The following is a 23,023-nucleotide window of genomic DNA, read 5'->3' as shown; positions in this document are numbered from 1 at the left end:
TGTAAATGGCGAGCGCGCGCGTGGTCTGTACGCGATCAACGTGCCAGGTCCGCCAGCGCCTTCGCGACTGGGCCACACGCGCCTGACGTAGGCCTGCCTATCACTCCGCTCGTGGGCGAGACGTCCAGGCCCACCACGATCTCGCCGCACAGCGGTGAAGGCGGCGCGCGGACCACAACGACGTCGTAGTCCGTGTACCCCTCCGATCCATGGCTGCCCATGACCAGTAGCTTCGCGTCCTCCGATACTCGGACCAGGGCCCTACGCGAATCGCCCAGGAGCGCGGCCTTCTTCGCCTCCACCTTCGGCTGCTCGAGCTGTCTCGTCACGGACGCTCTGGTGAGGACCGCCATTGCTCGTAGGCGGCCACGGCGGTCGGCAGAGTCGGGAAGAGGAAGTCCTCGCCCACGGCGCCGGTCAGACCGAACGCGTCGAGCGAGGTACGCAGGTCCTGCTTGACCCTGGCCATCGCGAACACGACGCCCCGGCGGGCCAGTTCGGCGCGCAGCGACTCGACGGCGTCCAGCGCCGTGATGTCCACCTCCACGTTGGCCTCGGCGTTGAGCACGAATCACGACACGGAGCCTTCCTGCTTATCCACCGCGGCCAACGCGCGACGCCGGAAGTCCTGGGCGTTGGCGAGGCCAAACTTCGCCATCGCCTGCAGAGTCAACCTCGCCCGAACGCGGAGCTCCGATAGCGCACACGATCAACCTCGGCGCCGTCAGCTGATCAAAGCCCGCACAGGCTGCCATCGTATTCAGCGCGCCAACACGCTACTGATCCGCCACCCCGCAGACGGCCATCAACGCCGCGACCGGGGCCGCTCGCCAGGGCCGGGATCGTCACTGCAACCTAAAGCCGCAGGTGAGAGCTACCACGGACTTTATGCGGCCCATTCCTGGCGTATTCCGGTCGGCCCCTACGTCGGCAGCTCGAACGGCATCGTGTACGCGATGCCCCTTCGGCCGTGAGCAGCGCGGCTTCGCCACCGTGTCGATCGACGACATCGCGGCGGCCGTCGGTGTCAACCATTGCCATGCGGTAAGTCCTGGCAGCAGGCGCAGGAGTGGACGTGGTCTGGCGAGCGTTGAAGCCGGAGGCTGAGGTCAACCGCCCCGGCCGTCGACGTCCAAGTTCTACGGATCCAAGACCTCGCTTGTCATCATATTCGCGCATACAGCATGACGACGAAACAGCCCAACTTTAGACTGGCCCACATGACGGCTGCCTGGATGGCGTTTCTCGGAGTGATTGCGGGGTCCGCCAGTTCCCTGCTCGGCTCCGTACTCATCACGCGCCTGCAGTGGAAGCACGAAAGACAGCGGTGGAATGAGCAGCGAGAACGCGACACGATTCAATGGCAGCGCCAGGTGGAGATCGAGCGAGCCAGGATCGCAGAGGACAACGCTCGAGTCGAGCGAACTCGGACTCATGAACGTGACCTCGAACGGGACCGCCGGCGCCTAGACCAGCAGATTGACCTCTACATGACTGCTATCGCGCTAGTGCAGGAAGCCGAGGCCAAGTTTCAGGAATACGTGGCCGAGCTCGACCCGCAGGGCGGGTTCACCGACGCGGACGCGGCCAGAGCCAGGGAGATAAGGTCGAATCTGGATAAGGCCCGGCAGTACCTGCCGGCGTTATTGGCCCTGTGCGACGAGTCCTGCCATCGGGATCTCGACCGAGTGGACTCCATCATCGACCAATTCAGCGGATCGATAGAATCCAGCGGTGTGATTCACCTTGGTGAGGGCGGCCCTCAAGTGCCTGGGTGGCCGGTGCCTGTGAGTCTGATGCTCGGGTCGGCGCACAAGGCGTTGCGGGTCGCTTTCGGAAAGACTGTGCGCGCGAGTCTGGGATGAGCGCTGTCAGCAACTGGAGTGGAAGAGGCCGCCGACCGCAGCGGTCTCGGTGAGCGCGTCGTACCGCCGGACGGCGGCCGTCCCCTCCTCCACGTAAGACCTCGACGCCTTTCGCCCTCAGCAGATCCAGTGTCTCGGGGGACGCGACTGCCCGGCGTTCGCCGCTAGGGCGGCCGACTTCCCTGCCGCCTGGGGATGCCGGTGATCACCACGACGTCCTGGGGCGGGCTTCCCCGGCCCACGCTACATGCCTTACGTGCCAGACAAAGGTCATCATGCTCTGAACTGCGAGAATAGACTAAGAACCCAGATAACGATCGAAGTCTCCTTTATCAGCGCGCAAGCGGCGAGCAGTCGCTCGCGCTGCGTTTCCCCCAGGCCACCAACACGCCGCTTCACCTCGACCCCGCACGTCGCCATCACCGCGGCGACCCTCGCCGAGCCCCAACCAGGCACCGCCCGCAGCACCTGAGAGACCTTCGTCCGCTTGACGAGATCATCGTCCTGCGCCATGGCGAACACCTCCGCCACGGTGACCGTCCCGGCCCGGACCTTGGCCAGCAGCTCGCTGCGCGCCGTCCGCGCCTGCGCGGCCTTGAGCAAGGCCATCGCCCCCTGCTCAGCGGTCAACACATATCCCGCCATCGACCGGCCCTCCAACATCGATTGCCCCCTCTCGACATCGTCGGGCTCAGCGGGGCGTCGGCCTCCATCGTGGAGCACTGTCAACAAATGTGGCAGCAAGCCCGGTTCGCCCTGGAGCAAGTACGCCCCCGGCGACCACAGAAAGTAACAACAGAAACCACCCCGAAGAGAACACCGACTACCTGATCAGCGACTCTTGCCAGTCTCGCAGGCCACCCCCGGCGCCCTCCTCGGCCATCACTCGCATCCCGCCGCCCCCACCGTCCGGCCATGGGCAACCGCCGCCAATGTCGGGACTTTCGCCTCTAACAGGGGACAGCGACGGTCGGCCATCGTGAACGGCATGCAGCTCGATTCGTCCGGACTTCAAGTCCTTTCTCGCGAAGAGTGCCTGTGCCTGCTGGCCGCCACTCCCATCGGGCGGATCGTGTTCACCGATCGCGCCCTGCCCGCCGTCCAACCCGTCAACTTCTGTCTCGACGGCGACGGCATCGTCATCCGTACCTCCATCGGGTCCAAGCTGGCCGCGGCCACCCGGCGTACCGTGGTGGCCTTCGAGGCCGACGAGTTCGACCCCGAGATGCGCACCGGCTGGTCGGTCACGGCCGTCGGGCACGCGCGCGCGGTGACCGATCCCGCCGAGATCAACCGGCTGGCCACGCTCCCGCTGTTCCCCTGGGCGCCGGGAAGCCGGGATCACTACATCGTGGTCGACGCCGAACAGCTGTCGGGCCGCCGGATCATCGAAGGCCGCCCTGTCTGAGCACTGTTCTTCCGGCTCCCCGCGCCAACTCCAGCCTTACTCCAGGACCTCGGACAGGGGGCGGCGTACCGAGGTCTTGTCGTCGAAGGTGACGCCCAGCCGCATGATCATCTGCGGGTACTCGCCCGAGCACACCTCCCGTCGCAGGAACTCCCGCAGCGGCTCCATCTCCAGCACCTGAGTGTGGAAGGCGGCGCTGACGCCGTACGCAGAGGCGTGCAGCAAGACGTGTTGCAGCGCCTGACCGGCGTCGATCCACTCCTGGCGGCTGTCGCCCGGCGTGGTGAGCACCGCCACGACCCCGGTCGCCACCGAGCCCCGCTGATCCGCCTGGCTTCCCCAGTCATGCCGCCAGGCGTAGTCACGCTGCGCGAAGTGCGGCTCGGTACGCGGTGCCTGGCGGGGATAGCCCTCGGCGGGCACCCCGTCCTTGCGGTTGCTGCCGGGCGGCCGCGCCCAGCGGATCACTTCCAGGCTGAAGCGCCGGTCCTGCGCCTGTACGCCCTGAGCCGCCCGGGTGAGAGCGGCGATCACGTCGACCGCGTCCGCAGAGCGAACGGGGGTCAGGTGAGCCCCCTCGCTCGACGCCGCTCTGACCAGCCTCTCGATGAGCTCGTCCGGCACCGGCACGTCGGCGAAGCCCGCCCGATGCGTACGGCGGCGTTCGATCTCACCGCCCAGAGCAACGGTGAGCTCGTCGGCCTGGATGTCGGCGCCCGGCCGCAGCGTCGCGAGCAACGACGGCCGGTCCGGGTCCGGCAGGATGCGCACGATGGGCTCAAAGCCCTCGCAGCGCATGACCGTGCGCAGGGTGAACAGGGCGGCACCGCAGCTGATCAGCAGTTCCCGCCCCGAGGCGTCGCCGACACGCAACTTGCGGTCCGTGTCGGCCCGCAGGCTGATCTCATCCTCGGCCACCGAGAACATCCAAGGCTGCGTATTGTGCACGGACGGAGCCCAGCGCGCGGCCTCCACCGCAGCGTCGAGCACACGTTTTGCCGAACGGGTAGCCATGACCAGCACCTCCACGAGTCGTCCAAGCTCAGCTCACTACGCGGGAGGCCGGCCTGGTCAGGGCCGAAGGTCCCGACCTCCAGGGACGTCCGCCCTCTGCAATCGACTCAAGGACCTTGGTCTTTGCTGCTGATGCCGTATGTTCGTCCAGGCCAGCCACACGCCATGCAAGGGCGACAAGGACTTTGTTGACACGGCCTTACCCGACGTACCTGGCTGGTACGGAGCCAGGTATCGGCGCTGTTTCCCGAGGAGCGGCGGCGCGGAGTCCTCAACTCTTTTATGGCCGATCCGCCAGCCCCGCCCGTACCGCGACACCGAGCGCACCAGGCCGTACCCACCATCACCTCCAACGTCGTGTACGGCAAGCACACCGGCAACACTCCCGGCGGCCACCGCGCCGGAGAGCCGTTCGCCCCAGAGGCTCGATCTGCGATCGCAAGCACTGTCTGAACGTCCTGGACGCGATCCGCCGCGCCTTCACCAGCCATCTCTGGATGCCCCCGGTCGCTCTGACCGACTGACCAGCAGACATCACACAACGTCACAGCGCTGATGAATGCTTACTTCCCCAAGGGCGGACGCTGGGCGACGCGTCCGCCGAGGAGCGAGCGATCTACAGGTTCTCGCGACGGCGGCATGCTTCCCGCGGATTGCCGGGTGTTGTGCCGAGGGCAGTGAGGAGTTCAGGAAGACACCTGAGGATATTCACCCGCTGGGCCGGGGTGGTACCCCGGAGAGAGATCAGCAGGACGGCCACGGCGGTTAGTGTCCGCCCGGCACGGATCTCGCCGCTTCGGATGCTCCGGCGCGCTGAGCAGCCGGCGCCGGCCAACGCAATGGCGATCGGGATCAGGAACAGCGGGTCGAACATCATCACTACCTCCAGGTAGGACTCTCGTGAATCGGATCGGTGAGAACCCCCTCAGCTTGTGTCGACCTGGGATCACGTGCCACCGCTGGACGATCAGCTCATCGGCCTGCTGCAAGCGCAGGTTGAGGCGGATGAGGAGCTGCCGTACCAGTTGTTCGGAGCCCGCCGTCCCAACCTGTCGTCGGTCTATGTACGGCAGGACCTGAGCCTGTGGACGCCGGAGGCCGATCAACCGCCCGGCCCGTTGCCCAACGAGCCGCGGGCGGACGAGCCGCGCCCCGACGCCCTCGGCGCCGACTTCCATCTCGTCCAGACGATGAACGGGCGCTTGTGATGACGGGCGATAGTTGTCACCGCGTCCGCCAGATCTTGACGTCGCCGTACGCCCGGACGGTGGCGAAGGTATCCCGGTCCCGGCTGAAGACCACGCTGCCCGCATACTGAGCGACCTTGCGGCGGGCGGCGACGTCGAAGACGTAGGACGTGTCCGGCTCACCGCAACTGGCGAGATACCGCCCGTCAGGGCTGAAGGCCAGGCTGTTGATCTTCTTGTGGCCGTCGTGCAGCGTCGCCACAAGGTTTCTGCTGCGCGCGTTCCACAGGCTGATCTTCGATTTGCCGTCGGCGATCGCCAGTAGCTTGCCGTCGGGGCTGAACGCCACACCCCAGACGCCGTCCGGCGTGCCGGGGAGTTTGCCGACGGTGCGGTGCGTGTCCAGGTCCCAGAGGTAGACCCAGTGGTCGGCGCTGCCGGCGGCGAGCAGCTTGCCGTCCGGGCTGATGGCCAGCGACCAGATCCAGCCATTGTCGGTGCGCAGAGTGGCGATCTTGCGCTGACCGGTCACATCCCACAGGAAGACGTTTCTGTCGTTGCCGCCGGTGGCCAGCGTCCTGCCGTCGGGAGTGAAGGCGACGGCCCACGTGCCGATGGCGTGCCTCGCGCTGAGCGGGAGCCAGCGATGGCCCGGCACACTCCATAGGCGCACGGTCTGATCCTCCTCGCCCCGTACGGCGACGGTCTTGCTGTCGGGGCTGAACACGGCGGGACGGACCCTTCGCGGCGTGCCGGCGAGCGTGATCGATGTCTTGCGGCCGGTGGTCATGTCACGCAGGAGCATCCTGCGGTCCGTGCCGCTGATGGCAAGGGTTCGTCCGTCGGGGCTGAAAGACGCGGCGTCGAAGGAGCCGACGATGGTAGCGACGTTCCTGGGGGCCGGCGTCTCGGTAGGGGTCGAGGTCTTTGTGGGAGTCTGTGCCGGGGTCTTCGTGGCGGTTGTGAGGGTCGGTGCCGCTTGCGAGACGCTCGGCGGGGACTGCCGGTGCGGGGACGGGTCCGGGCGCAGATTCCAAGCGGCGAGAGCCGCGACGGCGAGAACGGGAATGACGCTCAGTCGCACGGCACGGCGGCGCGGTGGCCCCGTCGCCAAGGCCGGCGGAGAGGGCGCACGATGGCCGCTCCCCGGGACGGCCCGGTTGAGGGTGAGGCCCATGAGTTGCGCGTCCTGCGTCAGCCGTCGTTCCGGAGTGGACAGCCCGGCCGCCCGCATGCGGGAGCGCAACGCCCGGTAGAGGTCCTCGACGGTGAGGAACTCGCCGCCGTCCTCGACGCCTTCCCACAGCAGCCGGAGCAGGCGCCCGCTGAACGCCGTGTGCTTCTCCCCAGCAACGATCAGCGCGTTCTCGCTCTGCCCGGCCGAGGTCAATACATAAGTGCCTTCTATATCCAGCTCGGCCAGCAGGCTGCGCCGCACCGGAGCCATGGACTGCGAGAGAACGCGGCCTGAGAAGCAGCAGTCCAAGACGATGATTTTCACACGGGCAGGGCTGTGCAGCACCGCGTCGCGTAGTTTCCCATACTCCAGGGCGGAGAATTCCGGGGCACCGGGGCGCGTACCGGGAAGCGAAAGATAAAGGTCGTGTTTCCGGCCGCTGATCACTCCGTGGCCGACGTAATAAACGAGCAGGAGACTTTCGGCGGCACGGCTGGCGGCGAAGATCTGGTCACCGGCCTTTTCCAGGCTGGGTGCGTTGAGGAGTGTGACGCAGTGCCGGTCGGGCACCACGCCCACACCTGCGCGCGGGTCGGTGAAGAACTCCCGCAAATCGCGGACGGTCGCGCTCACAGCGGGCAGATCGGGAAGCTCGGCGTCGGTGTAGCGACTGCTTCCGATCAGGATGACGCGCGACCGCTCCGGGTCGGCCACCTGCACGTTCACTCCTTGTACAGCGCGGACAGCGTCTCGCGCAGCAGTCGCTCCAAACGCTTGGCGTCCACGTGCTTGGCGTCCACGTCGATCGACGTGCCGCCCTCGGTGCGGATCCGGACGCGTACGTCGGACCTGTGCGGCTGGGCAAGCCACGCCTTGAGCGAGGCGGCCAGGGCGGTGAGCGCGCCACCGGAAGAGACGGCGACCAGGGCTGTCTCAGCCAGCCCGCCCATTTCGCCGGGCGCCGGAGCGGCAGCGGATAGACGCACCCGGCCCACCAGCGCGCTTTCTCCGGACAACCAATCAACCAATGACTCTAGATCACCGACGTCGTCACCACTGTCTACGGTGAGGGATATATCCACAACGGTCCCTTCGCGTTGAGGTAGGCGAAGCTACCACAGCGAGCGCGTAACGCGCGGCACTCTCTTAACCATCGGCATTCGTGACCGAATAACCGGCCCGGAACAATAGGCCATCATTTCGGGCCGAAATTCGGAGGAACCGGTTGGCCTGGATTCACGCCATCCTGTGATCGGCGCGTTGCCGCCATCGTGAGCCCGGCCGCCCGCGACGGCGTACAACGCCACTTCGTTCCGCATGCAGTGCATCCACAGAGGACGAAGTCTTTCTGGGCCAAGGACCATCGGCGCTGGACGGCGGCGCGCCCATCTACAAGATCCGTTAAGAAAGACCGTTCGTCACATCCGCCACCGGTGTCTCCACCCTTGGCGGGCGCCGGTAACCCGTCGGAGCGGGCCGCGGCGGGATCTCCAGCGGCGGGCGCTGCACCTCTCGGTACGGAACCGTGGACAGCAGATGGGAGGTCATGTTGATCCTGGCCCGCCGCGTATCATGGCTCTCGACCTCGTACCACGGCGCCTCGGGAACGTGGGTGTGCACCATCATCTCGTCTTTGGCGCGGGAGTACTCCTCCCACCGGGTGATCGACTCCAGGTCCATCTCCGATAGCTTCCACCGCCGCATCGGATCCTCAAGCCGGGCACGAAAGCGCCGCTCCTGCTCGTCGTCGCTGACCGAGAACCAGTACTTGCGCAGCAGAACCCCGTCCTCCACCAGCAGCCGCTCGAAGATCGGGCACTGGTGCAGGAATCTTGTGTACTCCTCCTGCGTGCAGAACCCCATCACCCGCTCCACCCGGCCCGGTTGTACCAGCTCCGGTCGAACAGCACGATCTCCCCGGCCGCGGGCAGATACTCGATGTAACGCTGGAAGTACCACTGCGTACGTTCCCGCTCAGTGGGCGCGGGCAAAGCGACGATCCTGGCCATCTGCGGGTTGAGGTATTCGGCCACCCGCTTGATCGTGCTTCCCTTGCCAGCCGCGTCCCGCCCTTCGAAGACCACGACCATCCGGCGGCCCTCGGCCTTCACCCACTCCTGCAACTTCACCAGCTCGGCCTGCAACCGGAACAGCCGCTTCTCGTACGGCTTGCGCCGCAGCCTGCCAGCGCTCATGTCACACCTCCACTCCGCCACCATGCGGCTCTGGCTCCTGGGCCTATGGTGTGTCATCCTCGGGCTTGATCCGATTCCTGCCGGGCCTGGCGCGCTGGCCGGTCAGCGGCGTGACTGGCTTCGGGACGACCTGCTCGCCGGATGACCGTGGCAGCCCATCCCGTGTCCAGGTCATGGCCTACGCCGCCGTTGCGGGGCTGTCACCGATGGCGGGGCTGTGAACGATCCTGGCCCGGCCGGGGACTCGGCCCGCGACGCCCCTCCCTGGGCCGTATGGACACGGGTCGGCGAGAGGTGGCGCCAGCCGCTCGGCGGCAGCCTGGAAGCAGGATCGTGCACCGTAGCCTCACCTGACGACTGGAGGTCCGAACTGCTGCCACATCACTGATGCGGTCGCTACGCAGGAGCGTGTAGCCGAGTCGGCTTGCATCCACGCCGGATCCTGCAATCCTGTCACAGCGTTCACCCTGTCCTCCTGACCACGGCCAGCGGACAGGGCGCGTGGTGCAGCAGCGCGTGGCTGACCGAGCCCAGGACCATCCCGGCGAAGGTGCCGTGCCCGTGGGAGCCCACGACCAGCAGGTCGGCGCCGTAGGAGGCTTGGCGGAGCACCTCGGCGGGATGACCGTGGACGACGTCCTCGACCACGGAGACGTCCGGATACCGCGCCGCGAGCTTCCGCCGCGCCGTCAGCAGATCGTCGTACCCTTCGCCGTGATCGGCGGGATCAAACCCATGAGGCCACAGGTATGCCTGGGCGTGGACAACGCGGAGCCGAATGCCCCGCATCCGTGCCTCCGCGAAAGCGAACTCCAGTACCCCGGACGACGCGGATGAGCCGTCGGCTCCGGCGACGATCTCACCTCGCTGCGGCGAGAGGTGCTCGCGCACCACCACGACATCGCACGGAGCGTGCCCGGTCACCCCATAGGCGACCGACCCGACCAGCATCCCGCGTACCCCACCGAGCCCGTGGCTTCCAACGACCAGCAGCTCGGCGCCTTGCGCCGCGCCGATCAGCGCCGCACGTGGATCTCCGGGCAGCAACGTGGTCCGCAAACCGATCTCGGAATGGTCCCGACGGGCCCGTTCCTCCGCCGCCGCCAGCACGGTTCTGCCGCCCTCTCTCATCCACGCGGCCACCTCGGCATAGCGCTCGGTCTTCGTCTCGTACACCCATCGGGGGATGACGTGCGCGACGGTCAGCGGCGCCTCGCGCAGGACCGCCTCCCGCGCCGCCCAGCCGACGGCTTCGAGTCCGGCCCTGGAGCCGTCCACACCAACGAGAATCATGCTTCCTCCTCCGAGTCCCTTCCAGGACACTCGGAAGATCGCCGCCCGCCCAGCGCCGTACGGCCCCACGCCGGAGGACCTTCGTCAGCGCGACTTCGGGACCTTCGTCCTTTCGGTCATGCCGCCGCTTCGGTAGCGTCACGAACATGATTCGTGTGTTCCTCCTCGACGACCACGAGGTCGTCCGCCGCGGCGTGGCGGCGTTGCTGGATTCCGAGGACGACATCGAGGTGATCGGCGAGGCGGGGACGGCCGAGTCGGCGGTCGCGCGCATCCCGGCGCTCAGGCCGGACGTGGCGGTGCTCGACGTGCGGCTGCCCGACGGCAGCGGCGTGGACGTGTGCCGGGAGGTGCGCTCCCGGGTGCCGGGGCTGGCGTGCCTGATGCTGACCTCGTATGCCGACGACGACGCGCTGTTCGACGCGGTGATGGCCGGAGCCGCCGGTTACGTGCTCAAACAGATCCATGGCTCCGATCTGGTCGGCGCCGTGCGTACGGTCGCCTCCGGACAGTCGCTGCTCGACCCGCAGACGACCGCCGCCATGTTGCAGCGTTTGCGCGATCAGGCGGCCAGGAGGGACCCGCTCGCGGCGCTGACCGAGCAGGAGCGCCACATCCTCGACCTGATCGGTGAGGGGCTGACCAACCGGCAGATCGGTGAGCGCATGTTCCTGGCCGAAAAGACGGTCAAGAACTACGTCTCCAACCTGCTGTCCAAGCTCGATATGCAGCGCCGTACGCAGGCGGCGGCCCTGTCGGCCCGGTTGCGGGCCGACAGGAAGGAATGACAGACGGTCAGCCGCGCCGCCGCCACGGCCGCCTAGCCGTAGCTGATGCCGGCGTCGTTGACCGGACCCGCTCACCGGTGTACGGCTCGAAGCCCGCAGCCGACAGCCGGGGCGGCACATCAGTGGCCGGCAACCGGTTCTGGAACACCCCGCCCGACAGGCCCTCCACGATCTCGAAGCCGGAGACCTGTTGTTCCGGCGGCCCAATCGCGGAAATGACCACGTGCCCGCCGGCGTTCCTGACCTGTCCCCCGATCCCGATGGCCGTCGCCAGCCAGTGCACGAACGGGCGGAAGCCGACGTACTGGACCGTCCGTGCACCTCGATCCGCCATGCCGCGTCCACGACGGCGCCCCTACATCAGTGGAGGGACGACGATGAGGTCGTCGTTGTCGGTGACCACCTCGCACACGACGTCCACGACGCCTTCGACGTTGCGGACCGCCTCGGTGAGGGCGATGGCCTGCGATCTCCACCGCGCCCGGCCGCTGATCCGCACCACGCCCGCGTCGATCTCAAGGGAGAACCGGCCGGATTCCGGGAGTACGGCCCGGATGTCGGCCTCCAGTTCCGCGACGGGGCGGGTGAAGACGCGCAGCGCGTCCCGCTGGTGCAGGGTGCCGATGATCCGCCCGGTGACCGCGTCGATCACGGGCAGCTGCTTGACCCGCCGCTCGTGCATCAGCCGGGCCGCGTCACGCACGCTGGTGCCCGGCGTGACGGTGATCGCCGGGATGGTCATCAGCTGAGCTGCCGTGACACCTGCCGCCTTCTCGTGTTCACGCCGTTGCCGGCGGGATTCGAATAGCGACACGCTGTGCCGTACCGGGTCGATCTCCTTCAGCAGCAGGTCGTCCTCGGAGACCACGCCTATGGGCCGCCGTTCGGCGTTGATCACGGTGACCGCGCCGACCGCGTACCGCTTCATCGCGGCCACGATGTCGGCGAACGACGCCTCCGCCAGCACGGCAATGGCCACACGTCCCATGACGTCCCTGACTTCGATCGACATGATGTCCACCTCTCTTCCACGTCCCACGCTCGCGTACGACGGCCCGCGCGGTCAGTGGCGAACGTCCCCGGCCACCAGGCCGAAGGTCCCTCGTTTCAGGCGCGGACCACGGCCACCGGGCAGCGGGCGTGATGCAGCACGCCCCGGCTGACCGAGCCGAGCAGCGCCGACCTAAGGGCGCCGCGCCCGTGCGAGCCCACGACCAGCAGGTCGGCCTGTTCGGCCGCCGTGATGAGCGCGTCCACCGGATGCGCGCACTGAACGTCCTCGACGACCGTTACCTGCGGGTAGTCATGGTTGAGGGTCTTCACCCGGTCGCGGACGACCTGGTGCTGAGCCGTGCGGACCTCGTCCATGTCGTACGTGGCCTCCGGAGCGAAGGCGTGCACTGGTAGCTGCCAGGCGTGCACGACCCTGAGCGGGGCACCGCGCAGCTTCGCCTGCTCGAAGGCGTAGGCCAGGGCGGGCTCGCATTCGAGCGAGTCGTCCACCCCCACCACGACCTCACCGTGCGCCGATCGATGCTCGCCCCGTACCACCACGACGGGGCAGCGCACGTACCCGGCCACGTGGATACTCACCGAACCCAGCAATGCCCCGGCGAACCCGCCAAGTCCGCGGCTGCCGACCACCAGCTCGAGCGCGTCCTTGGCCTGCTCGCGCAGCACCCCGGCAGGTGTGCCCTCCACCTGGAGTGTGGTGACCTCGACGGACGGCTGACGCTCGCGGCCGAGGGCCTCCGCCTCGCGGAGCACCCGCCGTCCCTCGCGCAGCAGTGTGTCCGGCAGGACGGCCTCCGGGCGCCTGCCGACCAGGTACCACGAGGTGTCGGTCGCGTGCACGATTCGCAGCGGCACACCTCTGCGGACGGCGTCTCCGGCCGCCCACTCCACCGCGGCCCGCGACGCCACGGATCCGTCCACTCCTACGATGATCATGATCTCCTCCTTCGTCACCTCCCATCAAATGCACGGCTTCCCGTCCGCGGCAGGGTCAGAGGTCGCCGGCGCAAAGGACCAAGGGCCCTGTCTGTGGCCGGGGCTGGATGGGTACCGTCACGCCATGGCCGCTCTTGCTCTGACCAGGCTCCGGGCCGTGATCTTCGACACCGACGGTGTCGTCACCGACACGGCCCGCGTGCACGCCGCGTGGAAACACGTGTTCGACGACTTCCTGCGCGGCCGCTCCACCCCGTTTGACGTCCGCGACGACTACCTGCGTCATGTGGACGGCCGCCCACGGCTCGACGGGATCCGCACGTTCCTGGCCCCCCGCGGCATCACGCTGCCCGAGGGAGCCTCCGGCGACGCGCCGGGCGCGCCGACCGTACACGGGCTGGGCCTGGCCAAGGACGCATTGTTCGTCCGCCAGGTCACCCATGACGGCGTGGCCGCGTTTCCCTCGACCGTCGCCCTGCTGCACGAGCTGCGGCGGCGCGGCTGCCGTACCGCGGTGGTGTCGGCCAGCAGGCATTGCCTCCTGGTCGTCACCTCCGCGGGCCTGACCCACTTGTTCGACGTGGTGGTCGACGGCAATGACTCGGCCCGGCTCGGCCTGCCCGGCAAGCCAGACCCGGCGCTGTTCCTCGAGGCCGCGCGGCGTCTGGGGGTGGCCGAGGCCGAGGCGGCGGTCGTGGAGGACGCGCTGCCCGGTGTGGAGGCCAGGCGCAGGGGCGCGTTCGGCCTCGTGATCGGGGTGGACCGGAGCGGGTCGCAGACGGCGGAGCTGCGCCGCACGGGAGCGGACGTCGTCGTGCCGGACCTGGACGACCTGGACGTGGTCGGACGTGTCCCCGTAGGGCTGGTATGAACCCCTTGGACGCTCGCCTACGAGGGCTACGACCCCGCGTCGGAGGGGTTGCGCGAGGCATTGTGCACACTTGGCAACGGCCGCATCGCCACGCCCGATGGCCTGGCCCGCGCCCCTGGCCTCCACCTCGATCCCAAATCCGTCTCCTGCCCGAGCGGCTCGGGGCGCTGTCGGGGCCGATCCACTTCCGCGGGATCCGGCTCACCATCGAGGCCGACCACGAACACATCCGTGTCGGCGGCGTCACCCCGCCACACGGCTCCGGTACCACGATTCCATTGGAGGACACGCCCATGACCGGCAACGGCGACTTCGCACGTCGCATCCACCACCACCGCGACCGGCTCGGCCTCACGCTCGAGCAGGCCGCCGGGCGCGCCAACATGTCGGCCGGATACATCCAGTACCTGGAGACCCATCTGGGCACCCCCGACAGGGGCACGGTGACCCGGCTGGCCAAAGCGCTCGAAACCACCGTGGAGGACCTGCTGGGCGGGGGCCGCGACCGTCCCCCGGGTCCAGGGCCAGCGATGGACGAGCCGGTCCTGGAGGTTCTGGACCCTGCGGAGTGCCTGCGCCTGATCACGCCGGGCGGCATCGGCCGGATCGCGTTCAACGGCTCGCACGGGCCGACGGTGCTGCCCGTCAACTACAAGCTCCACGACGGAGCCATCGTCTTCCGCACCGCCCGCGGTGGCCCCATGGACCAGGACCTGCGGACCGGCCTCGAAGGGGTGGACATCAAGATCGGTTTCCAGGTGGACCGCATCGACGAGGTCCAGCGAGCCGGCTGGAGCGTCCTCATTCAGGGAGCCGCGCACCACGTGCCGGAGGACGAGGTGGCCAAGGTGTCCGACGCCAGTGTCACACCGTGGGCGGGCGGCGAGCGCCACCTGTACATTCGCATCGTCCCGCAACAGGTCACCGGCCGCCGCGTCCACGGTCTGTAGAGGGCCGAGCTCTGCGCGTCAGGCAGGGTGGCCGCATGCCCAGCCGCACGGTGGCCGTCGGGGCCGGTGGTGAAGACGACCTCGACGGCCAGCCGGCGCGTCAGCCAGATCCCCCGTCCCCCGGGGTGCGGCAGACGAAAGGGGCACGGGCTGCGCGAGTTTTACGGCCATAGCGAGTTCAGACCATCCGCCGGGCCATTTCCACTAGCCGGTTGGCGTAGCCCCACTCGTTGTCGTACCAGCCGAACACCTTGACCAGGTCACCGTTCGCCTGGGTCAGGGCGGAGTCAAAGACACACGAGGAGGCGTCGCCGATGATGTCGCGGGAGACGAGCGGGTCGGTGCTGTGGCGCAGGATGCCGTGCAGTTCGTTCTCGGCGGCCTCAGCGAAGGCGTCGTTGACCTCCTGCGCTGTGACGGGACGGCTGAGCTGGGCGGACAGGTCGGTGATGGAGCCGTCTTCGACCGGCACCCGGATGGCGATGCCGTCCAGGCGTCCGTTCAGCTCGGGCAGGACCTGGCCGACCATGCGGGCGGCGCCGGTAATGGTGGGCACGATGTTGACGGCGGCCGAGCGGGCCCGGCGCGGGTCCTTGTGCGGAGCGTCGAGCAGCATCTGGTCGCCGGTGTAGGCGTGGATGGTGGTCATGAAGCCACGTATTAGGCCGAAGCGCTCGTGCAGGACCTTGACCATCGGGGTCACGCAGTTGGTGGTGCAGGAGGCGAGCGAGACGATCTCGTGCCGGGCCGGGTCGTAGGCGGCGTCGTTGACGCCGGGCACGATGGTGACGTCCAGGCCCTTGCCGGGGGCCGACAGCAGGACTTTGCGGGCGCCGGCCTTCAGGTGGCACGCCAGAGCGTCCCTGGTGCGGAAGCGGCCGGTAGCGTCGATGACGAGTTCGACGTCGTGGGCGCGCCAGTCGATCTGCGCGGGGTCGGTGCAGCCGAGCACGGCGATCCTGCGGCCGTTAACCTCGAGCAAGCCGGGGGCGGCGGTGACGGGCAGGCCCAGCGGCCCGTACGTGGAGTCGTACTTGAGCAGGTGGGCCAGCGCGGCCGCGTCGGCGATGTCGTTGACGGCGACCACGTCAAGGCCGCTGTCCAGGTCGGTGCGCAGTGCGCGGCGCACGACGGCCCTGCCGATCCTGCCGAATCCGTTGATTCCGATTCTCATGCTTCCATCGTCCGGCGCCCGGGGCTCACGGGTCAGAGGCTACGGTCCCGCGTGCGATGGACCTTCGGCCCCTTGCCAGCGCCGAAACCGGATGCTCGAAGACACCTCGCCGGGTGGGGATGGACGGCGCCTGCCTGGCCGGCCAGGCTCGCCATGGTGACTGCCGGTCACTGCCACTGGTCCGGCTCCAGGCCGGGGCCGCCGCGGGGATGGGGATATCTCTCGCACCTCGGCGGGTGTCTGTTTCCATGATCCCCTGCCAACAGGCCAGGAGGTAGGACCGAAGGTCCTCGGCCTATCGGGACGTCCGGCTCCACCGTCGGACGAGGTCGCATAGAGGCGGAGTGAGGACGGCAGCTCCCACGGCCATGGCCCAGCCGAGCGGCGGCAGCGGGGCGAGAGCGAGCAGGGCGCCCAGCGGCGGCACCAGCGTGACCAGCGCCTGCAACGCGGCGGTCCCGGCGACGGCGAGCAGGACCGCGCGGCCGTGCCACCAGCCGTGCTCGAACGTCCAGCGGCGGGCACGGGCCACGTAGGCGAGGGTGAGGCGGGCGAAGACGAGGGTGAGCACGGCCTGTGTTCTGACCATGGTGTCGTCCCAGCCGAGCCGGCGGGCGGCCTCCACGGCCGCGACGACCAGCAGGCCGACGATCAGCGAGCGCACGCCGATGCGGGCCAGCACCCGCCGGGACAGCAGGCCATCCCGTCCCGGCCGGGTGGCCAGCGGGTCGCCGGGCGCCCGGTCCACGCCCAGCGCGATGGCGGGGATGCCGTCGAGCACCAGGTTGATCCAGAGCAGTTGCACCGGCAGCAGCGGAATGACCAGGTCGGGCCAGAGGAACAGGCCGACGAGCACCAGGAAGATCTCGGCTATGTTCCCCGTCAGCAGGTAACCGATCATCGAGGCGACGTTGCGATGCAGGCGGCGACCCTCGCGTACGCCGGTCACGATGGTGCCCAGCTCGCCGTTGGTGACGACCACGGCGGCGGCCTCACGGGCGACGTCGGTGCCCTCCTCCCCCGCCATCGCCACGCCCACGTCGGCATGGCGCAGGGCGGGGGCGTCGTTGACGCCGTCGCCGGTCATCGCGACGACCTCGCCACCCTCACGCAGGGCTCGTACCAGGTCCAGCTTGGTCGCCGGGTCGACGCGCGCCAGCACTCCCGCCTCACGCAGCCGGGCCGGGCGGTCCTCCCCGTCCAGTCCCGCCCCGGTCACTAGCGGATCCGGGTCGATGCCGACCTGTTTGGCGACGGCACGCGCGGTGTCGGCGTGGTCACCGGTCACCATGATCACCCGGATGCCGCCCGCCCGGGAGTCGGCCACCGCCTGCCGCGCTGACGGGCGGATCTCGTCGCTCAGGCCGACCAGGCCGACCGGGCGCAGCCCGGCCGCGTCCAGGTCGGCGGTGTCGCCCTCGGCCAGCGCCAGCACGCGCAGCCCGCGTCCGGCCAGCTCGGGTACGGTGGCGAGCAGCCGGTCGGCCTCCTCGCTTGGAGCGCATCGGGCCAGCACCACTTCTGGGGCGCCCTTCACTGTGAGCACGGGTCCTGCGGTGACGACGGCCATCGACCGGGTGTCGGCGTCGAAGGGCCTGGTGGCCAGCCGCGGCTCGTCCGCTCGTACGCTATGGCCTGCCGCGGCGGTCTGGAGCGCGACGTCCACCGCGTCGCCGAGCCCGTCACGGGCGTCGTTGCAGCGTGTGGCGGCCCGCCACAGGTCCGTGCCGGGCACGGTGACGTGGTCGGCCACGGCCAGGCGGCCGGTGGTGAGCGTGCCGGTCTTGTCGGAGGCGATCACGGTGGTGGCGCCGAGCGCCTGGATCGCCGACAGCCGCCGTACGATCACGCCGAGCTTGGCCATGCGCTGTGAGCCCAGCGCGAGCGCGGTGGTGACGGCCGCCGCCATGCTCTCCGGGACGGCGGCGATGGCGAGTGCGACCCCGGCCAGTACCAGTTCGAACGGCTCGATCCCACCCCGGGTGAAGCCGAGCACCACCATGACCACGCCCGCCACCACCGCCAGGACGCCGATGCGTTTGGACACCCGGGCCAGCTCCACTTCCAGCGGTCCCTTCACGTGCCCCTGCAGCGCGGAGGCGATGGCACCTATCTGGGTGCGAGGCCCAGTGGCGGTGATCACCGCAACGCCGGAACCGCGCACGACCATGGTCCCGGAGAACAGCTCGCCATCGCGGTCGCCCAGCGGTCCGTCGGTACGCCCATTGGTGCGCTTGGTCGCCGAGCGCGATTCCCCCGTCAGCATCGACTCGTTGGCCGCCAGCGAGGCCGCCTCGACCAATCGCGCGTCGGCGGGCACCCGATCGCCCGCCGCGACCTCGATCACGTCTCCGGGCACCACCTCGACTGCCGGGATCCGGAGCACTGTGCCGTTGCGGCGAATCTTGGCCATCGGCGCGGTCAGCGTCCGCAAGGCGCGGACCGCCTGCTCGGCCTTGACCTCCTGGGTCACCCCGATGGCCACGTTGACCAGCAGAATGGCCAGGATGGCCGCCCCTTCGGGCACCTCCCGCAGAACGGCGAGAGTGACCAGGCCGGCGATCAGCAGGAGGATCGACAGGGGGTCGGCGAGCTGGCGCGCCACCCGGGACGGCAGGGAGGGTGGTTTCGCTTCGGGCAGTTCGTTGCGCCCGTGCTCGGCCAGCAGCCGGGTGGCCTCGTCGGCGGCGAGCCCGGTCAGGGCATGCGGGGGAGCGTCCATGGCTTCAATAGATCATCCGCCGTACCGAGCGCGCGTGAGCCGAAGGCCCTCACTCGAGAGGACCTTCGGCCCATCCTTCATGCGGTCGCGACGGGGGACGACGCTGCCAGGCTCTCGCCCCACTGCCGGGCCCGCTCCAGTTCACCCGCCACCAGCGGTCCTTCCGTCCCGGTGACGTAGAAGCTCTGCGCCGGGGCCGCGGCCTTGACACCGAGGCGGCGCAGCCGCTTGGCGATGCCGCGTGCGGCGGAGCCCGGCATGCGCGGCTTGGCGACACGGGTGTCGAAGGCGGCTGAGGCGAGCGCGGCCGAGGCCGTGCCTAGAACGGCCAGCCACTCACGCACTCCGTTCCCCTGGGAGACCAGCGGCTGCGTGGACTGCTGGGCGGCGGACTTGCGGGTGGAGGCCCGGCTCATGGAGAAGGCATGCGTCGGCCCGCCCACCACAAGCAGCCCGACTTCCGGCCCCACCCTTGCGGGCGCGGCCCCAACTTCGACCACCTCAGTTCGCAGCCGGGTGGCCAGCCCTTCGGCGACCGCCTCGGCGACCTGCTTGGTGTTGCCGAACATGGACTCGTACACGACCAGCGCGTCCATCACGCGCCTCCTATCGGTTCTCGTGGGGCAGAACGGGTTCGAGGTGGAACATCCCGGCGACCACTTCGCCGGGCTCTTCGGCGGACCTGCAGCGTCCGGCCACGGCCGCCAGCACGTCCCGAGCCGTGACCATCCCGGCCAGCCCGCCACCGGAGAGCACCGGTACGGCATCACAGCCGGCGTCGAGCATCACCGCCGTGACCCTTGCCAGCGGCGTGTCCGGTCGAACGCGTGGTCGCTGACCGCGGTCGAGCAGGGCACGGACCTGGCGGCCCGACTGCTGCTCGGGCCCGCCCGACCAGGACGCTGCGAGCTGCTCGCGGGTCAGGATGCCCAGCACGTGTCCGCCGTCCACGACCGGCAGGTGGTGCACACCGGCGCGGCGCATCAGCTCCCAAGCCATCAGGGGCGACTCGTCCGGTTTGACGACCACCAGGACGCGGCTCATCACCTGCGCGGCGGTCAGCGACTCAATGTTCATGACGTCTCCTCAATGCGTGGCCTTACTACCGCGACCGGGCAGGTCACGTGGTGCAGCACCCCATGGCTGACCGAGCCGAGCACCGCGGAGGCCAGACCGCCGCGCCCTCGAGAGCCCACCACGACCAGATCGGCCGTCCGGGCGTTCACCGGAGTCGCTGGCGCGGTCGGCGGGGGTGGACGGCGAGAGCGAGCAAGGCAGCCAGCAGCAGGACCGGGATCATCAGGTCCAGCGGATCGGCGTGCGCCACTCCGGGGACGCCCGCCTCCGCTACGAAGTACCGCGCCGCCAGGAAGTTGAGCTGGTACACCCCGATGTAGACGCAGGTCGCGATGCCCAACGCGTATCCCCAGGCGGAGCGCAGCAACAGCAAACCCGCCAGCGCCATAGGCGGCGCCACCATGGTCAGGTCGAGGGCCATGCCGAGGTGGACCTGCGCCGACGGCAGCGGCAGAACGTCACCCGGCAGCTCGCCTGTGGCGGCCTGGCGGATGAGCGAGACGCTGTACATGCCGACCATCGCGGCGGCCAGCAGAAGCAGCAGGCCGCCGACCCAGCGCATGGCCTTCCGCGCCCGGACGGCGACGCACAACTCCGTGAGTGCCAGGCCGAGCGACGTCGCCGACAAGGCGACGATGGCAACGTGCAGCAGGAACAGGTCGTTAAAGGCGGGGTCGTAGACATAGTAGGCGTAGTTGTAGATCGAGTACGCGAGCATGCCCACCCAGACCAGGTCGGCGCGGGTGGATCCCTTCACCGATCCGGCGAGCGCCACAAGCAGGATCGGCATGCCGGCGACCAGTGTCGCCAGGTCGTTGCCGCGGAACCTGGCGACCAGCGCCGCCGGGCCGGAATACAGGCCGTCGCTCCACAGACCGGCCGCCGCGGCGGCAACAGTGAGGACCACCACGAGCCCGCTCAGCCACCAGGCCGCCCGGAACCGAAGCCCTGGCCGGGTACGCGGCGGATCCGATGCCGGTGGCCAACTGCGGGAAACGATCGTCTCATCCATCGTGAAACCCCCCATGGGAGAGCTTCGAGCCCTCATCGCCACACTGCCGCCCGCTCCGACGCCCGCCCAGAGGCGTTCGCCCCGAAGGGTGCCGCCGGAAGTCCCATGGGTGGTCCTGGGCACGGCAGTGGTATCGCGATCACGCCTCCGAACACGACCTCTCCCGCCTGCTCCAGGACGTGCACGCCGCCAAGATCCACATGATCGAAGCGAACGTCACCAAGGCTCGGCTGAGCTTTGCCCTGCGGACGCCGTCCGGATGGGACCTTCCCTGCTGATCACCGGTCAGCGGAACAGTACGTCGTCGAGGGCAAAGCGAATGAACTCCCCCTGCGGCCACCTGTCGGTCCCCGGCCACCAGCCGCCCCGGACACGTGCGGGAACGGTGAACCCGTCGAACGTGCCTTCGTCCGCACACTCGATGCCGAACAGATGCTCACGATAGATAGTGCCGTCGGGAATGCCCCACCGGCTCATGGTGACCCGCTCCAGCCGGCCATCCGGCGCGATGGCCAGCGTCACGTCATGGTCCTCGCCGTCGATCGGGACGGTGGCGACCGCGTGCTGCTCATCGAGCGCCTTCCACCGTACGCGCGGGTCGAGCGCGGCAGCGGGCGCCAGTACGAACTCGCAGGCGAGCCTGCCGGCAGCACTTCTCGTGATGTCCGGCCCGCTGCCTGACATCACGGGAACGGTGTTGAACAGCCGCCAGCGCATTTCCCCGGCTCCCGCGCGGTACCGGTCGAAGCCTCTCACCGGTGCCGGGCCCAGCCAGGCGCTCGCCGACCAGACGTAGCCTTCCAGCGGCAGCAGGGCCTGATTGGCGTAGAACCGCCGCCACTTGCCGAGCTTGATCGTGCCGCGCATGGTCAGCACGACCGCCCGAGAAAGTGCCGCGCCCGGCGCGATGGCGTGGAGGATCCAGCGCCGCGCCGGCTCGGGCAGCAGGTCGGCCTGCCCGGGGTCGAACGCGGCTGCCTGCCGGGTCTGGCGCTGCAGCAGCTCCCAGTCCTGGCGTGCCTGCTCAGTGAGATACGGCGGCGCGACGACGACGGTCATGACCGTCCTCCCCACACACGTCTCTCAGGTCTGTTCACCGTCTGCCTTCCTCTCGGGTGCCGGCCGCAGCACCGGCACTCGGTGAGCGGGAGCGAGGATGTGCGCGATCGCGGCTCCGGTGAGTGCCGCCACCGTCGCCGCCATGGCCAGCCCGCCGAGAACGCCGATCGCGACGATCAGCCAGCCGGCGCGGTCCTTCTCGAGTACGGGCTCCTGCGCCTCGAGATGGATGGTGACGACGATCTCGTCGGTGGGTTCGAGTGACCTGCTCCCTGCGTCGGTTCGCGGGGTTTCCGGGTGACGATGGCGTTACCGTGCCGGGCCATTCCTCTCAGCGCGAGCCGAACCGCCGCACCGTCATCGAGATTGCGCCACCACCGCCGTGATGGCCTGCTGAGCACGGTGAAGGTGCCCCCAAGTTGCTCGTATCGCACCGGGAGCCGTATGGCGGCCCCACTTCGTCGGCCGGTGAGGGCGAGCAGCGTGAACCTCTCCGGCAGCAGGTCATGCAATGGCGTACGGAGCAGCCAGGCGACGACCGGGTTCACCAGAAACGTCTGGAGCCGATCCACGGCTCTCCACAAGGGCAGATACATGGCGGACACCATTTCTGTGGCCGGAAGGGGACCCGACCAGACGCCCACCCCGGCGGGCGGGGGTGGGCGTCTGGTCGTTCGCGCTACTTCAGCCAGGGGGTGCGCTGGATGATCGGCAGGTTGCCGAGTCCGAGCGTGGTCCCCGCTCCGGCGAGGGCCAGGCCGGCCAGGACGATGGCGTAGATGATGTGGTCGTCCATGAACGGGTTGTTGGCCAGGGGCAGCTCGGCCGCCCACATCAGGACCAGCAACAGGCCGCCGGTGAACGCGGCGATCCGCAGGCCGGCCGCCAGGGTCAGCGCCAGGCCGATGCCCAGCAGACCGGCCATGAACAACCAGTCCACCCACGCATGCCCGGCCAGGCCCGAGAAGAAGCCGCCCAGCGCGTTCTCGCCGCTCCCCTTCAGGAACCCGGTCGTCGGGCTACCGCCCTCGATCCAGGCCCGGTTGGCCGGAGTGGCGAAACCCCAGCCGAACGTCTTGTCCAGAAACGCCCACAGAAACACCCAGCCGATCGAGATCCGGGCGACCGCCCAGACATAATCGACAGGACGGTGAGCAGCGGCGATCGTACCTGCCGCCGTCGGCTTGTGGATGGTGGTGGCCATGGCGAGCCTCCCTTTCAGCTCTTCGTGACAGTCCTTGTCGCACCCCCATCACACCGCTTGGGACGGCCCGCGCTCAG

General features: G+C 69.0%; 25 protein-coding genes and 2 pseudogenes. 7 read left to right on the top strand and 20 right to left on the bottom strand.

Annotated features, from left to right (window positions below; genetic code table 11):
• Nucleotides 1-35 precede the first annotated feature (35 nt).
• On the bottom strand, nucleotides 36-329 hold the full coding sequence (locus tag C4V41_RS53185) for a hypothetical protein (RefSeq protein ID WP_146104162.1): 294 nt from the start codon (nucleotides 327-329) through the stop codon (nucleotides 36-38).
• Nucleotides 326-568 carry an STAS domain-containing protein gene (locus C4V41_RS53180; protein ID WP_200824869.1) on the bottom strand — a complete coding sequence of 81 codons (243 nt, stop codon included), beginning with the start codon at nucleotides 566-568 and terminating at the stop codon, nucleotides 326-328. Before C4V41_RS53180 ends, C4V41_RS53185 begins: the two co-directional genes overlap by 4 nt.
• 652 nt (nucleotides 569-1,220) lie before the next feature.
• Here C4V41_RS53180 and C4V41_RS53175 point away from each other — a divergent pair.
• The gene (locus tag C4V41_RS53175) at nucleotides 1,221-1,865 is read left to right on the top strand and encodes a hypothetical protein (RefSeq protein ID WP_103963721.1); all 645 of its coding nucleotides are present in this window, start codon (nucleotides 1,221-1,223) and stop codon (nucleotides 1,863-1,865) included.
• 273 nt (nucleotides 1,866-2,138) lie between these two features.
• Here C4V41_RS53175 and mihF read toward each other — a convergent pair whose 3' ends face one another.
• Nucleotides 2,139-2,510, bottom strand: coding sequence for an integration host factor, actinobacterial type (gene mihF / locus C4V41_RS53170; protein ID WP_103963796.1), 372 nt, complete (start codon nucleotides 2,508-2,510; stop codon nucleotides 2,139-2,141).
• A 343-nt stretch (nucleotides 2,511-2,853) separates the two neighbouring features.
• Between mihF and C4V41_RS53165 the strand changes: the two genes are divergently transcribed.
• Nucleotides 2,854-3,273, top strand: coding sequence for a pyridoxamine 5'-phosphate oxidase family protein (locus tag C4V41_RS53165; RefSeq protein WP_103963720.1), 420 nt, complete (start codon nucleotides 2,854-2,856; stop codon nucleotides 3,271-3,273).
• Between the two features lie 36 nt (nucleotides 3,274-3,309).
• Here C4V41_RS53165 and C4V41_RS53160 read toward each other — a convergent pair whose 3' ends face one another.
• Nucleotides 3,310-4,287 carry an Acg family FMN-binding oxidoreductase gene (locus C4V41_RS53160; RefSeq protein WP_103963795.1) on the bottom strand — a complete coding sequence of 326 codons (978 nt, stop codon included), beginning with the start codon at nucleotides 4,285-4,287 and terminating at the stop codon, nucleotides 3,310-3,312.
• 616 nt (nucleotides 4,288-4,903) lie between these two features.
• On the bottom strand, nucleotides 4,904-5,164 hold the full coding sequence (locus tag C4V41_RS53155) for a hypothetical protein (protein WP_103963719.1): 261 nt from the start codon (nucleotides 5,162-5,164) through the stop codon (nucleotides 4,904-4,906).
• A gap of 55 nt (nucleotides 5,165-5,219) precedes the next feature.
• Here C4V41_RS53155 and C4V41_RS53150 point away from each other — a divergent pair, with 55 nt between their 5' ends.
• The gene (locus C4V41_RS53150; protein ID WP_103963718.1) at nucleotides 5,220-5,495 is read left to right on the top strand and encodes a hypothetical protein; all 276 of its coding nucleotides are present in this window, start codon (nucleotides 5,220-5,222) and stop codon (nucleotides 5,493-5,495) included.
• Between the two features lie 16 nt (nucleotides 5,496-5,511).
• Here the strand turns inward: C4V41_RS53150 and C4V41_RS53145 are convergent, their stop codons facing one another.
• The 4 genes and pseudogenes from C4V41_RS53145 to C4V41_RS53130 all read right to left on the bottom strand — a co-directional run bounded on the left by C4V41_RS53145 (nucleotide 5,512) and on the right by C4V41_RS53130 (nucleotide 10,139).
• Entirely contained in the window at nucleotides 5,512-7,371 is a 1,860-nt protein-coding gene (locus C4V41_RS53145; protein WP_103963717.1) for a caspase, EACC1-associated type, read from the bottom strand.
• A gap of 2 nt (nucleotides 7,372-7,373) precedes the next feature.
• The gene (locus tag C4V41_RS53140; protein WP_268808908.1) at nucleotides 7,374-7,733 is read right to left on the bottom strand and encodes an effector-associated constant component EACC1; all 360 of its coding nucleotides are present in this window, start codon (nucleotides 7,731-7,733) and stop codon (nucleotides 7,374-7,376) included.
• A 319-nt stretch (nucleotides 7,734-8,052) separates the two neighbouring features.
• Nucleotides 8,053-8,846, bottom strand: a pseudogene (ppk2, locus tag C4V41_RS53135) (polyphosphate kinase 2).
• 462 nt (nucleotides 8,847-9,308) lie between these two features.
• Entirely contained in the window at nucleotides 9,309-10,139 is an 831-nt protein-coding gene (locus C4V41_RS53130; protein WP_235030943.1) for a universal stress protein, read from the bottom strand.
• 146 nt (nucleotides 10,140-10,285) lie between these two features.
• Here C4V41_RS53130 and C4V41_RS53125 point away from each other — a divergent pair, with 146 nt between their 5' ends.
• Complete coding sequence (locus tag C4V41_RS53125; protein ID WP_103963714.1) at nucleotides 10,286-10,927, top strand: response regulator transcription factor; 642 nt, start codon at nucleotides 10,286-10,288, stop codon at nucleotides 10,925-10,927.
• A gap of 7 nt (nucleotides 10,928-10,934) precedes the next feature.
• Here C4V41_RS53125 and C4V41_RS53120 read toward each other — a convergent pair whose 3' ends face one another.
• The 3 genes from C4V41_RS53120 to C4V41_RS53110 all read right to left on the bottom strand — a co-directional run bounded on the left by C4V41_RS53120 (nucleotide 10,935) and on the right by C4V41_RS53110 (nucleotide 12,877).
• Nucleotides 10,935-11,261, bottom strand: coding sequence for an acylphosphatase (locus C4V41_RS53120; RefSeq protein ID WP_103963713.1), 327 nt, complete (start codon nucleotides 11,259-11,261; stop codon nucleotides 10,935-10,937).
• A gap of 21 nt (nucleotides 11,262-11,282) precedes the next feature.
• A complete protein-coding gene (locus tag C4V41_RS53115; RefSeq protein ID WP_103963794.1) occupies nucleotides 11,283-11,939 on the bottom strand; it encodes a CBS domain-containing protein in 657 nt (218 codons plus the stop codon).
• A 95-nt stretch (nucleotides 11,940-12,034) separates the two neighbouring features.
• Nucleotides 12,035-12,877 carry a universal stress protein gene (locus C4V41_RS53110; protein ID WP_103963793.1) on the bottom strand — a complete coding sequence of 281 codons (843 nt, stop codon included), beginning with the start codon at nucleotides 12,875-12,877 and terminating at the stop codon, nucleotides 12,035-12,037.
• 124 nt (nucleotides 12,878-13,001) lie between these two features.
• Between C4V41_RS53110 and C4V41_RS53105 the strand changes: the two genes are divergently transcribed.
• Together C4V41_RS53105 and C4V41_RS53095 are read left to right on the top strand one after the other, a co-directional pair.
• On the top strand, nucleotides 13,002-13,748 hold the full coding sequence (locus tag C4V41_RS53105; RefSeq protein ID WP_103963712.1) for an HAD family hydrolase: 747 nt from the start codon (nucleotides 13,002-13,004) through the stop codon (nucleotides 13,746-13,748).
• Nucleotides 13,749-14,041: 293 nt separating this feature from the next.
• Nucleotides 14,042-14,698 carry a helix-turn-helix domain-containing protein gene (locus C4V41_RS53095; RefSeq protein WP_103963710.1) on the top strand — a complete coding sequence of 219 codons (657 nt, stop codon included), beginning with the start codon at nucleotides 14,042-14,044 and terminating at the stop codon, nucleotides 14,696-14,698.
• 178 nt (nucleotides 14,699-14,876) lie between these two features.
• Here C4V41_RS53095 and gap read toward each other — a convergent pair whose 3' ends face one another.
• From gap to C4V41_RS53060, 7 genes and pseudogenes are all read right to left on the bottom strand, one after another.
• Nucleotides 14,877-15,872 (bottom strand): type I glyceraldehyde-3-phosphate dehydrogenase, encoded by a 996-nt coding sequence (gap, locus tag C4V41_RS53090; protein ID WP_103963709.1) that lies wholly within the window; start codon nucleotides 15,870-15,872, stop codon nucleotides 14,877-14,879.
• A gap of 295 nt (nucleotides 15,873-16,167) precedes the next feature.
• Nucleotides 16,168-18,594 (bottom strand): cation-translocating P-type ATPase, encoded by a 2,427-nt coding sequence (locus C4V41_RS53085; protein WP_103963708.1) that lies wholly within the window; start codon nucleotides 18,592-18,594, stop codon nucleotides 16,168-16,170.
• 77 nt (nucleotides 18,595-18,671) lie between these two features.
• Nucleotides 18,672-19,190 (bottom strand): flavodoxin family protein, encoded by a 519-nt coding sequence (locus tag C4V41_RS53080; RefSeq protein WP_103963707.1) that lies wholly within the window; start codon nucleotides 19,188-19,190, stop codon nucleotides 18,672-18,674.
• Between the two features lie 10 nt (nucleotides 19,191-19,200).
• Nucleotides 19,201-19,671: a CBS domain-containing protein gene (locus C4V41_RS53075; RefSeq protein WP_103963706.1), complete on the bottom strand. Its 471-nt coding sequence runs from the start codon at nucleotides 19,669-19,671 to the stop codon at nucleotides 19,201-19,203.
• Nucleotides 19,668-19,814: pseudogene (locus tag C4V41_RS53070) on the bottom strand (universal stress protein); the annotation flags it as partial. The gene C4V41_RS53075 and the pseudogene C4V41_RS53070, both read right to left, overlap by 4 nt.
• Before the next feature lie 2 nt (nucleotides 19,815-19,816).
• A complete protein-coding gene (locus tag C4V41_RS53065; protein ID WP_146104159.1) occupies nucleotides 19,817-20,683 on the bottom strand; it encodes a hypothetical protein in 867 nt (288 codons plus the stop codon).
• Between the two features lie 285 nt (nucleotides 20,684-20,968).
• Nucleotides 20,969-21,742: a DUF6544 family protein gene (locus tag C4V41_RS53060; protein ID WP_103963704.1), complete on the bottom strand. Its 774-nt coding sequence runs from the start codon at nucleotides 21,740-21,742 to the stop codon at nucleotides 20,969-20,971.
• 99 nt (nucleotides 21,743-21,841) lie between these two features.
• Here C4V41_RS53060 and C4V41_RS62485 point away from each other — a divergent pair, with 99 nt between their 5' ends.
• Nucleotides 21,842-22,006 carry a hypothetical protein gene (locus C4V41_RS62485; RefSeq protein ID WP_160150707.1) on the top strand — a complete coding sequence of 55 codons (165 nt, stop codon included), beginning with the start codon at nucleotides 21,842-21,844 and terminating at the stop codon, nucleotides 22,004-22,006.
• A 415-nt stretch (nucleotides 22,007-22,421) separates the two neighbouring features.
• Here C4V41_RS62485 and C4V41_RS53055 read toward each other — a convergent pair whose 3' ends face one another.
• Nucleotides 22,422-22,946 carry a hypothetical protein gene (locus C4V41_RS53055; protein ID WP_103963703.1) on the bottom strand — a complete coding sequence of 175 codons (525 nt, stop codon included), beginning with the start codon at nucleotides 22,944-22,946 and terminating at the stop codon, nucleotides 22,422-22,424.
• Nucleotides 22,947-23,023 lie beyond the last annotated feature (77 nt).

It is taken from the genome of Nonomuraea solani (genome assembly GCF_900108335.1).
Taxonomy (GTDB): domain Bacteria; phylum Actinomycetota; class Actinomycetes; order Streptosporangiales; family Streptosporangiaceae; genus Nonomuraea; species Nonomuraea solani.
This window is presented reverse-complemented; position numbering and strand designations above follow the sequence as displayed.

Coding starts and splice junctions, on each gene's coding strand:
- C4V41_RS53080 (WP_103963707.1), bottom strand. CDS start 19,190: ATGGACGCGCTGGTCGTGTACGAGTCCATGTTCGGCAACACCAAGCAG.
- C4V41_RS53110 (WP_103963793.1), bottom strand. CDS start 12,877: ATGATCATCGTAGGAGTGGACGGATCCGTGGCGTCGCGGGCCGCGGTG.
- mihF (WP_103963796.1), bottom strand. CDS start 2,510: ATGGCGGGATATGTGTTGACCGCTGAGCAGGGGGCGATGGCCTTGCTC.
- C4V41_RS53075 (WP_103963706.1), bottom strand. CDS start 19,671: ATGAACATTGAGTCGCTGACCGCCGCGCAGGTGATGAGCCGCGTCCTG.
- C4V41_RS53165 (WP_103963720.1), top strand. CDS start 2,854: ATGCAGCTCGATTCGTCCGGACTTCAAGTCCTTTCTCGCGAAGAGTGC.
- C4V41_RS53125 (WP_103963714.1), top strand. CDS start 10,286: ATGATTCGTGTGTTCCTCCTCGACGACCACGAGGTCGTCCGCCGCGGC.
- C4V41_RS53175 (WP_103963721.1), top strand. CDS start 1,221: ATGACGGCTGCCTGGATGGCGTTTCTCGGAGTGATTGCGGGGTCCGCC.
- C4V41_RS53115 (WP_103963794.1), bottom strand. CDS start 11,939: ATGTCGATCGAAGTCAGGGACGTCATGGGACGTGTGGCCATTGCCGTG.
- C4V41_RS53160 (WP_103963795.1), bottom strand. CDS start 4,287: ATGGCTACCCGTTCGGCAAAACGTGTGCTCGACGCTGCGGTGGAGGCC.
- C4V41_RS53055 (WP_103963703.1), bottom strand. CDS start 22,946: ATGGCCACCACCATCCACAAGCCGACGGCGGCAGGTACGATCGCCGCT.
- C4V41_RS53155 (WP_103963719.1), bottom strand. CDS start 5,164: ATGATGTTCGACCCGCTGTTCCTGATCCCGATCGCCATTGCGTTGGCC.
- C4V41_RS53120 (WP_103963713.1), bottom strand. CDS start 11,261: ATGGCGGATCGAGGTGCACGGACGGTCCAGTACGTCGGCTTCCGCCCG.
- gap (WP_103963709.1), bottom strand. CDS start 15,872: ATGAGAATCGGAATCAACGGATTCGGCAGGATCGGCAGGGCCGTCGTG.
- C4V41_RS53095 (WP_103963710.1), top strand. CDS start 14,042: ATGACCGGCAACGGCGACTTCGCACGTCGCATCCACCACCACCGCGAC.
- C4V41_RS53085 (WP_103963708.1), bottom strand. CDS start 18,594: ATGGACGCTCCCCCGCATGCCCTGACCGGGCTCGCCGCCGACGAGGCC.
- C4V41_RS53060 (WP_103963704.1), bottom strand. CDS start 21,742: ATGACCGTCGTCGTCGCGCCGCCGTATCTCACTGAGCAGGCACGCCAG.
- C4V41_RS53105 (WP_103963712.1), top strand. CDS start 13,002: ATGGCCGCTCTTGCTCTGACCAGGCTCCGGGCCGTGATCTTCGACACC.
- C4V41_RS53065 (WP_146104159.1), bottom strand. CDS start 20,683: ATGGATGAGACGATCGTTTCCCGCAGTTGGCCACCGGCATCGGATCCG.
- C4V41_RS53130 (WP_235030943.1), bottom strand. CDS start 10,139: ATGATTCTCGTTGGTGTGGACGGCTCCAGGGCCGGACTCGAAGCCGTC.